Origin of the sequence: Gordonia sp. (in: high G+C Gram-positive bacteria) (genome assembly GCF_012515855.1) — a bacterium.
In the GTDB taxonomy this organism is placed as follows: domain Bacteria; phylum Actinomycetota; class Actinomycetes; order Mycobacteriales; family Mycobacteriaceae; genus Gordonia.
The window spans coordinates 1-9,371 of record NZ_JAAYXO010000186.1; the positions used below are offsets into that span (position 1 = coordinate 1).

Annotated in this window: 9 protein-coding genes and 1 pseudogene; 6 read left to right on the forward strand and 4 right to left on the reverse strand. The window is 68.2% G+C overall.

What is annotated here, in order from left to right:
* The 3 genes from GX543_RS13210 to GX543_RS13220 form a co-directional block, all read left to right on the forward strand.
* Window positions 1–2,188, forward strand: a 2,188-nt coding sequence (locus tag GX543_RS13210) for a glutamate synthase-related protein (protein ID WP_290852462.1), incomplete at its 5' end; no start/stop codon positions are given.
* Window positions 2,181–3,635, forward strand: coding sequence for a glutamate synthase subunit beta (locus GX543_RS13215; RefSeq protein ID WP_290852464.1), 1,455 nt, complete (start codon window positions 2,181–2,183; stop codon window positions 3,633–3,635). The genes GX543_RS13210 and GX543_RS13215, both read left to right, overlap by 8 nt.
* A gap of 185 nt (window positions 3,636–3,820) precedes the next feature.
* Window positions 3,821–3,970, forward strand: a complete 150-nt coding sequence (locus GX543_RS13220) for a hypothetical protein (RefSeq protein WP_290852476.1) — start codon at window positions 3,821–3,823, stop codon at window positions 3,968–3,970.
* Here the strand turns inward: GX543_RS13220 and GX543_RS13225 are convergent.
* From GX543_RS13225 to GX543_RS13240, 4 genes are all read right to left on the reverse strand, one after another.
* A complete protein-coding gene (locus GX543_RS13225; RefSeq protein WP_290852477.1) occupies window positions 3,945–4,157 on the reverse strand; it encodes an RNA-binding S4 domain-containing protein in 213 nt (70 codons plus the stop codon). The genes GX543_RS13220 and GX543_RS13225 overlap by 26 nt on opposite strands.
* Before the next feature lie 54 nt (window positions 4,158–4,211).
* On the reverse strand, window positions 4,212–4,868 hold the full coding sequence (locus GX543_RS13230) for an ABC transporter ATP-binding protein (protein ID WP_290852478.1): 657 nt from the start codon (window positions 4,866–4,868) through the stop codon (window positions 4,212–4,214).
* Window positions 4,865–5,950, reverse strand: coding sequence for an ABC transporter permease (locus tag GX543_RS13235; RefSeq protein WP_290852487.1), 1,086 nt, complete (start codon window positions 5,948–5,950; stop codon window positions 4,865–4,867). The genes GX543_RS13230 and GX543_RS13235 overlap by 4 nt, the downstream gene beginning before the upstream one ends.
* Before the next feature lie 64 nt (window positions 5,951–6,014).
* Window positions 6,015–6,602, reverse strand: coding sequence for a TetR/AcrR family transcriptional regulator (locus tag GX543_RS13240; RefSeq protein WP_290852480.1), 588 nt, complete (start codon window positions 6,600–6,602; stop codon window positions 6,015–6,017).
* Between the two features lie 170 nt (window positions 6,603–6,772).
* On the opposite strand from GX543_RS13240, the gene rraA reads away from it, so the two are divergent.
* The 3 genes and pseudogenes from rraA to GX543_RS13255 form a co-directional block, all read left to right on the forward strand.
* Complete coding sequence (rraA, locus tag GX543_RS13245; protein ID WP_290852482.1) at window positions 6,773–7,261, forward strand: ribonuclease E activity regulator RraA; 489 nt, start codon at window positions 6,773–6,775, stop codon at window positions 7,259–7,261.
* Window positions 7,262–7,314: 53 nt separating this feature from the next.
* Window positions 7,315–8,868: a succinic semialdehyde dehydrogenase gene (locus GX543_RS13250; protein ID WP_290852485.1), complete on the forward strand. Its 1,554-nt coding sequence runs from the start codon at window positions 7,315–7,317 to the stop codon at window positions 8,866–8,868.
* 225 nt (window positions 8,869–9,093) lie between these two features.
* Window positions 9,094–9,371: pseudogene (locus GX543_RS13255) on the forward strand (HNH endonuclease); the annotation flags it as partial.

Genomic DNA, 9,371 nt, shown 5'->3' on the forward strand with positions numbered 1-9,371 from the left:
GCGCCTGTGGACCGGCGGCGAGTACCAGTGGCGCCGCGACGGCTCGCCGCACCTGTTCAACCCCGACACGGTCTTCCGGCTGCAGCACTCGACGCGCGAGCGCCGGTACGACATCTTCCGCGAGTACACGCGTCTCGTCGACGATCAGGCCGCGGAGCTGAAGACCCTGCGCGGGCTGTTCCGCCTGCGCACGAACCTGCGCAAGCCGGTGCCGCTCGACGAGGTCGAGCCGGTGTCCGAGATCGTCAAGCGCTTCTCGACCGGTGCGATGAGCTACGGCTCCATCTCCGCCGAAGCGCACGAGACCCTCGCGGTGGCGATGAACCGTCTCGGCGGTCGCTCCAACTCGGGTGAGGGCGGCGAGGATCCGCGGCGCTTCCGCCACGACGAGAACGGCGACTGGCGTCGCAGCGCCATCAAGCAGGTGGCGTCGGGCCGGTTCGGCGTGACGAGCTACTACCTCAGCAACTGCACCGACATCCAGATCAAGATGGCGCAGGGCGCCAAGCCGGGCGAAGGCGGCCAGCTGCCGCCGCACAAGGTGTACCCGTGGATCGCCGAGGTGCGTGGCAGCACGCCGGGCGTCGGCCTCATCTCGCCGCCGCCGCACCACGACATCTACTCCATCGAGGATCTCGCGCAGCTGATCCACGACCTGAAGAACGCGAATCCGCAGGCGCGGATTCACGTGAAACTGGTCTCGGAGCTGGGCGTCGGCACCGTCGCCGCAGGTGTGTCGAAGGCGCACGCCGACGTCGTCCTGATCTCGGGACACGACGGCGGCACCGGCGCCAGCCCCCTGACCTCGCTGAAGCACGCCGGTGCACCGTGGGAGATCGGCCTGGCCGAGACCCAGCAGACCCTGCTGCTCAACGGCTTGCGCGACCGCATCGTGGTGCAGGTCGACGGCCAGCTGAAGACCGGGCGCGACGTGATGATCGCCGCGCTGCTGGGCGGCGAGGAGTTCGGTTTTGCCACCGCGCCGCTGGTGGTCTCGGGCTGCGTCATGATGCGCGTGTGCCACCTCGACACCTGCCCGGTGGGCATCGCGACGCAGAATCCGCTGCTGCGCGAGCGCTTCGCGGGCAAGCCGGAGTTCGTCGAGAACTTCATGCTGTACGTCGCCGAAGAGGTGCGTGAGCTGCTGGCTCGCCTCGGCTTCCGCACTCTGCAGGACGCCGTCGGCCACTTCGAGGCCCTCGACACCGGCAAGGCGCTGAAGCACTGGAAGGACCACAAGGCGGGCAAGCTCGACCTGTCGCCGATCCTGACGGTTCCCGAATCGCCGTTCATGAACCAGGACCTGTACTGCTCCGGCACGCAGGACCACGGTCTGGACAAGGCGCTCGACAACGAGTTGATCGAGAAGGCCCGCGCGGCCATCGAGTCCGGCACGCGCGTCACGCTGTCGTCGCCGATCACCAACGTCAACCGGACTGTCGGCACCATGCTGGGACACGAGGTCACCAAGGTCTACGGTGCGCCGGGACTGCCCGAGGGCACCATCTCGATCGACTTCGAGGGCTCGGCAGGCAACAGCTTCGGAGCCTTCGTCCCGCGCGGCATCACCATGCGCATCGAGGGCGACGCGAACGACTTCGTGGGCAAGGGACTCTCGGGCGGCAAGATCGTCGTCCGACCGTCCCGCACGGCGCCCGCCGAGTTCGTGGCCGAGGAGAACATCATCGGCGGCAACGTGATCGCCTTCGGCGGCACCTCTGGCAAGGTCTTCCTGCGCGGTGTGGTCGGTGAACGGTTCTGCGTCCGCAACTCGGGCGTCCAGGCCGTCGTCGAGGGCGTCGGTGACCACGGTTGCGAGTACATGACCGGTGGCACCGCGGTGATCCTCGGACGTACCGGCCGCAACTTCGCGGCGGGCATGTCCGGCGGCGTCGCCTACGTCTACAACCCGCAGGGCACGTTCGAAGCCAACCTCAACACCGAGTTGGTGGAGCTCGAGGCCCTCGACGCCGACGACCTCACGGTCCTGTCGGACCTGCTGACCGAGCATCGCGACGAGACCGGCTCGCCGGTCGCCGCCGCGATCCTCGGCGACTGGGCTACCGCCCAGGGGCATTTCGTGAAGGTGATGCCCCGCGATTACAAGAGAGTGCTCATCGCCATCGATGCCGCTGAGCGCTCCGGACGAGATGTGAACGAAGCGATCATGGAGGCGGCACGTGGCTGATCCGAGGGGTTTTCTCAAGCACACCGAGCGGGAGACGCCGGTGCGTCGTCCCGTCGAGCTGCGGCTGATGGACTGGAAAGAGGTCTACACCGAGTTCGACAAGCCCACGCTCAAGACGCAGGCCAGCCGCTGCATGGACTGCGGTATCGCGTTCTGCCACAACGGCTGTCCGCTCGGGAACCTGATTCCCGAGTGGAACGACCTGGTGTACCGCGACCAGTGGGCCGAGGGCATGGACCGGCTGCACGCCACCAACAACTTCCCGGAGTTCACCGGGCGGCTGTGCCCGGCGCCGTGTGAGGCGTCGTGCGTGCTCGGCATCAATCAGCCCGCCGTCACCATCAAGCAGGTCGAGGTGGAGCTGATCGAGAAGGCCTGGGGCGACGGTTCCGTGGTGCCGGTGCCGCCGACTCAGCTCACCGGCAAGAAGGTGGCCGTGGTCGGTTCCGGCCCCGCCGGTCTGGCCGCGGCGCAGCAGCTCACGCGCGCCGGCCACTCGGTCACCGTCTTCGAGCGCGCCGACCGCATCGGCGGCCTGCTGCGCTGCGGCATCCCCGAGTTCAAGATGGAGAAGCGGTTCATCGACCGCCGTCTGGAGCAGATGGAGGCCGAAGGCACCGAGTTCCGGGCCGGAGTCAACGTCGGCGTCGACATCACCGTGGCCCAGCTGCGCGACGACTACGACGCGGTGATCCTCGCCAACGGCTCCACCATCGGCCGCGACCTGCCGGTTCCCGGCCGCGAGCTCGACGGCATCCACCAGGCGATGGAGTACCTGCCGCAGGCCAACCGCGTGCAGCACGGCGACGTCGTCGACGGTCAGATCACCGCGGCAGGCAAGCACGTGGTGATCATCGGTGGCGGCGACACCGGCGCCGACTGCCTCGGCACCGCGCTGCGCCAGGGCGCCGCCCAGGTACATCAGTTCGAGATCATGCCGAAGCCGCCGATCGAGCGCGCCGAGTCGACGCCGTGGCCGACGTACCCGCTGATGTTCCGCGTCTCGTCCGCTCACGAAGAGGGCGGCGATCGGGTGTTCAGCGTCAACACGGAGTCGTTCACCGGATCCGACGGCAAGGTGACCGCGCTGCACGCTCACGAGGTCCAGATGTCGGGCGGTCGCTTCGAGAAGGTGGAGGGCTCGGAGTTCGAGCTCAAGGCCGATCTGGTGCTGCTGGCCATGGGCTTCGTCGGCCCCGAGCGCGGGGATCTGCTCGACGAGCTGGGCGTCACCTACGACGCGCGCGGCAACGTGGCGCGCGGCGACGACTTCGCCGCCGTGGGTCTGCCCGGCGTGTTCGTCGCCGGCGATGCCGGTCGCGGGCAGTCGTTGATCGTCTGGGCGATCGCCGAAGGTCGTTCCGCGGCCGCGGGCGCCGACGCCTACCTGACCGGTTCGACGCAGTTGCCGTCCCCGATCACGCCGACGCTGGTGGCGCAGCGGTAGTCAACTGCAGCACGAGCTGACGAAGGGCGGTCCGACCGATGGTCGGACCGCCCTTCGTCGGTTCTCGTCAAATGTGAAACGCGACTCTTTCGCTAGCAACTGCTAACACTCGGGGGCCTGCCGACGACAAACTAGTAGGCAGAGAGGGCCTGGGGGGTCAGGCTTCAGTGGGGAAGGAACAGGACATGACCAGCAGTCACCAGCGACGCAAGCCATCGCGGATCACCATCACGCGCGTGATCGGCGCTTGGCGGCGAGCGCCGCGCGCACTCTCCGAGCAGCGCGAACGCCTGATCACCCAGCAGGAGCTCAGCGAACTGCGACTCGCACGCTGACGCCGCCGAGTTCCACCACGTCGCCTCCCTGGAGCTGACGTCCCCGGCGCGTCTCGACGTCACCGTTCACCGACACCATCTCGTCGGCGATAACCGCCTTGGCGTCCGCGCCCGATTCGATCAGGTTGGCCAGTTTCAAGAACTGTCCGAGCCGAATGCTCTGGTCCCGAATCTCGATTTCGTCCACGCCCTCATTGTGCCGGGTCGGGGCTGCGGCGCGTGCCTGCGGCCCCACCCGACGTCACTGAGCCACGAGCGGGAGCACCCGATCGGCCGCTGCGACCACCTCGGGGTCGTGCGTCGCGACGACGGTGACGCATCCGAACTCGGCGGTCACCCGGTTGATCAGTGCCACGATCTGCCCGGCCTGGCTGCGGTCGACAGCGGCGGTCGGCTCGTCTACCAGCAGCAGCGACGGACGATGGATCATCGCGCGGGCGATCGCCACGCGCTGCCGCTGCCCGCCGGAGAGGTGCTCCGGTCGAGTCTTGAGGTGGCCCGCCATCCCCACTTCGTCGAGCAGCTCCGCCGCGCGCGGCCGCACCTTTGCTGCCCGCTGACCTGCGATGACACCCATGGCTACCACCTGGTCGAGCACGGTGAGCCCGGGGAACAGGTTGCCGGACTGGAAGACGTAGCCGATGTGTTCGCGGCGGAGTCGGTCGCCCTCGCGAACGGAGAGTCCGGTGACGTCGGAGCCGTCGAGTGCGACGGTCCCGGTGTCTGGACGCCGGAGGATCCCGCACACGCCCAGCAGCGTCGACTTGCCCGAGCCCGATGGTCCGACAATTGCGGTGACTTGTTTCGCGGCAAACGTCTCGGTGAAGCGGTCGAGGATCAGCAGGGGGTCGTCGCCGGAACGGTACTCGACGGTGACGTCGTGAAGGTCGAGGCTCATCGGGAGGCTCCCAGCATGGTCAAGGGGTCGGCGGTGACGACCCAGCGGAGGGTGACTGCGGATCCGACCAGCGACGCCGCGATGACGGCGAGGGTGGTGGTCGCCAATGAGGTGAACGGGAGGTCGAACGGCACGGCGTCGCCCAGCAGGAGGCCGAGGCCGTAAGCAACGGCCGACCCGATGATCGTCGACAGGCCGACCACCACGGTGGCCTGCGCGAGGGTCGCGCCGATGAGCGACCACCGGGACACGCCGAGCGCACGCTGGAGGGCGTACACGCCTTGGCGCTGCAGGATCCAGACCGCGAAGAAGGCCGCGACGATCAGCGGAGCGATCACGTAGAGGAAGGCCAGGATCGAGTTCATCGTGAGGCGCTCGCCCGAGTATCCGGGGGCGGCCTCGAGCATGGTGGTCTCGGGCGAGACGGTGGTCGAGCCGACGGTGGTCGGCGGGTCGCCGCCCAGGACGGCGATCGCAGCGGCGGTGCCGCGCTGGCGCTCGTTCAGGTCGGTGCTGCCGTATCGGACCGTCCGCCACGTCTCCAGCGAGGTGTATGCGGCGGGGACGTGACCGTACGAGGTCGGGTCCACGGTGCCGACCACGCGAAGCACCACGTCGGTGTTGTCGACGGTGATCTCATCGCCGATCGCGATGCCGTCGTCGAGCAGTTTGGTCGAGACCACGATCTCGCCGGGAGCGGTCCCGAGGCGCTCGCCGTCCTTGGCGCTCGGGGTCAGCGGGCCGGTCGGGTCGACGCCGATGACCGCTAGGTCGGCCACTGCGCCCGAACCGGTCTCGCCGTGGGCCATGCTGATGCCGAACGGCGTCGCGTCCACGTCGGGCACGTGATGCCATTCCTGGACGTCGGCCGCGGAGATCGTGCTCCGGTTGAAGTCGGTGGCGCCGTCGGCGAAGGCCACCGACTTGGCGTTCATGGCCCGCAACGCGGACACCGTGTCGTTGCCGAGGCCGATCGTGAACCCGGAGACCATGCCGACCAGTGCCGCCACGAGCGCGACCACCAGTCCGATCATTGCGAAGCGGCCCCAGGCCGCCCGCAGTTCGCGCAATGCGATGAACACTGCCGCTCCCATCTATTGAGACACCCTGTCGCGCACGAACGCTACAGGGTTGCGACATGGTGTCTCAAACGCGGGGGTCCGTGGTGACGATGGCGGCCGCCGCGCCGCACATGAACTCGATCACCTCGTCTGCGGGCGCATCGGGTCCCACCAGGCTCAACGCGGATCCGACCAGTGCTTCGATCGCCGTGATGATCAGGTCGGGTCGGGGCGCGTCGAGCCGCGCGACGGTGTCGTGGAGGACCGCCGAGATCTGCCGGTGCAGATCGACGATACGACGCCGAGCGCCGTCGGAGAGATGCGCGCGCGACAGCGAACTCTGCAGGGTGTGATCGCCGCTGGCTGCCAGCGTCAGGTTGCTGCGGACGTAGGCGACCACCCCGGCGGGAGCGTCGGGTGCTTCGTCGACAGCGGCTGCCACGGCCGCCGCCCAATCGGCGAACCCCTTGGCCACCACCAGGTCGACGAGGTCGTCGACGGAGGCGACGTAGCGATAGATGCTGTTGCGCGCGATCCCGGCCTCGGCGGCCACCGATCCGGCCGTGAGCTTGCGCTCTCCGCCGCTGAGCAGGATTCGCTTGGTGCCCTCCATCAGCGCGGACAGGACTTCCTCGCGATGCTCGGCGAGCGTGTCGGCACTGATCTTGGGCACGTCGTCCTCGGGCTTTCCGTACGGTGGCGGCCGAAGTGAGCCGCCGAATGTTCGCGGCACGCATCCTACTAGGGGTGTGAGTGCGGCGGGGGCCGGGCTGAAGTTCCGACGCCGTCCTGTGGCGTAACCGTCAGTCACGGATAAGTGACAGTCGCCTAGAATTGGTGGCCATGAGCACGCTGAACTTCACCGCAACCGCCGACCTCGTTGATGAGATCGGGCCCGACGTCCGTAGCTGCGACACGCAGTTCACCCAGTACGGCGGTCACCGCGAGTTCGCCGGAGTGGCCACCACGGTCCGCTGCTTCCAGGACAACGCACTGCTCAAGTCGATCCTCGGTGAAAAGAATCCGGGCGGCGTGCTGGTGATCGACGGCGATGCCTCCGTCCACACCGCGCTGGTCGGCGACCTGATCGCCGAGCTCGCCCGCTCCAACGGCTGGGTCGGCATCATCGCCAACGGCGCCATCCGCGACGCCAAGACGATCGGCGGGATGGAGATCGGCGTCAAGGCGCTCGGCACCAACCCCCGCAAGTCCACCAAGAGCGGCGCCGGCGAGCGCGACGTGCCCGTGGAACTCGGCGGCATCACGTTCAACCCCGGCGACACCGTGTACTCCGACGACGACGGAATCGTGGCTGTCGCGCCCGGTGCGTGACGTCCGTCCGACCGCGAATCCTCCAGCCTGACCGACCTACCTCAGGAGCATCCATGCCGAAGCCCTCGACCGCCTACTTCCAGCGTCTGGCTGCACTGGCCGCCATCGACACCAGTGCCGACCGTCCGACCCGACCGGTCCTCGAAGCCTTCAGCGGCGTCGAGATGGCGACCATTCCGGTCGCTACCGCCGACGACCTCGAGCTGGCAGTCGCGCGGGCCCGCGCGGCACAGGCGGCGTGGGGCGATCGCTCCGCGGCCGACCGCGCCAAGGTGATCAACCGGTTCTCCGAACTGGTGCATCAGCACGCCGAAGAGCTGATGGACATCGCCCAGGCGGAGACCGGCAAGGCACGGATCTACGCGCAGGAAGAGGTCATCGACGTCGCCCTCACTGCGCGCTACTACGCGCAGGCCGGACCGAAGATGCTGGCCGACCGCAAGATGCAGGGCATGCTGCCCGGCGCCACCGAGGTGCGCGTGCGCTACCAGCCGAAGGGCGTCGTCGGCGTCATCAGCCCCTGGAACTACCCGCTGACCCTGGCCGTCTCCGACGCCGTCGCCGCGCTGGTCGCGGGCAATGCGGTCGTCATCAAGCCGGACAGCAACACCCCGTACTGCTGCCTCGCGTTGGCCGAACTGCTGTATCAGGCAGGCCTGCCGCGCGAGCTGTACGCCGTGGTCCCCGGACCCGGTTCGGTGGTCGGACAGGCGATCGTCGCGCAGACCGACTACGTCATGTTCACCGGATCGTCGGCCACCGGCGCCACCCTGGCCGCGCAGGCCGGTGCGCGGCTGATCGGCTTCTCCGCCGAACTCGGCGGCAAGAACCCGCTGATCATCACCAAGAACGCCGACGTGGACCGCGCAGTGTCGGGCGCGGCCCGCGCCTGCTACTCCAACTCGGGCCAGCTGTGCATCTCGATCGAGCGCATCTACGTGGACCGCGCGATCGCTGACGAGTTCACCGCCAAGTTCGCCGAGCACGTCAAGAACATGACGCTGGCCGGCACCTACGACTTCAACGCCGACATGGGTTCGCTGGCCTCGGCCCAGCAGGTCGAGACGGTCGACGAGCACGTGACCGACGCCGTCGCCAAGGGCGCCAAGGTGCTCGCGGGCGGTCGTAAGCGCGCCGACCTCGGACCGTTCTTCTATGAGCCGACCGTGCTGGCCGACGTCACCGGGGAGATGACCTGCTTCGGCGACGAGACCTTCGGTCCGCTGGTGTCGATCTACCCGGTCGACTCCACCGACGAGGCCATCAAGCTCGCCAACGACACCGACTACGGCCTCAATGCCAGCGTCTTCGCGGGCAGCAACGACGAGGCGCAGAAGATCGCCGAGCAGATTCACGCGGGCACGGTGAACATCAACGAGGGCTACGCCGCGGCGTGGGGCTCCACCGCCGCACCGATGGGCGGCATGGGCATCTCCGGCATGGGTCGTCGCCACGGCGAGGAGGGCCTGCTGAAGTACACCGAGTCGCAGACTATCGCGACCCAGCGCTTCATCGGCCTGGACGGCATCAAGGGCATCCCGCAGAGCCTGTACCTGAAGCTCACGCCGCAGCTCATCAAGACGCTGAAGTACCTGCCGGGCCGGTAGTCGCCGGGCCACCTCGACGCAGGGGCGCTGAGAACAACTCCCGCCCGGAAGACCCATCGGAGCAGCACTGCCTCCGATGGGTCTTTTTGTCAGACCCCGAAACTATGATCGAACGTAAGTTCGAGATCGTTTCGAGTAGGGGGTGGCGTGATGGCAACGGCGACGATGGATCCGCGAGGTGGGGTCGGGGTTGGTTCAGCGACGACGGCAGCCTCGTCGGTGGAGGTGACTGATGAGGCGATCGTGATTCGGGTTCGGCGGCCGGGGTCGGATGGTGCGCGGGGGTCGGAGGGGGCGTCGCTGTTGCGGTTCGCCGCGCATGCTGGGTCGTTTGACGGGTTGGTGCTGTGGCACCGCTATCGGGCGGTGTATGGGTTGCTGGCTGCGCGGATCGCGGCTGAGGATGCGGCGGGGTCGGAGGGGGTGTTCACTCGCTATTTCGATGCGCTGTGTCAGGTCGCTGCTTCGTACGCGACGGTGGCCGGGGTGCGGCAGTGGACCGC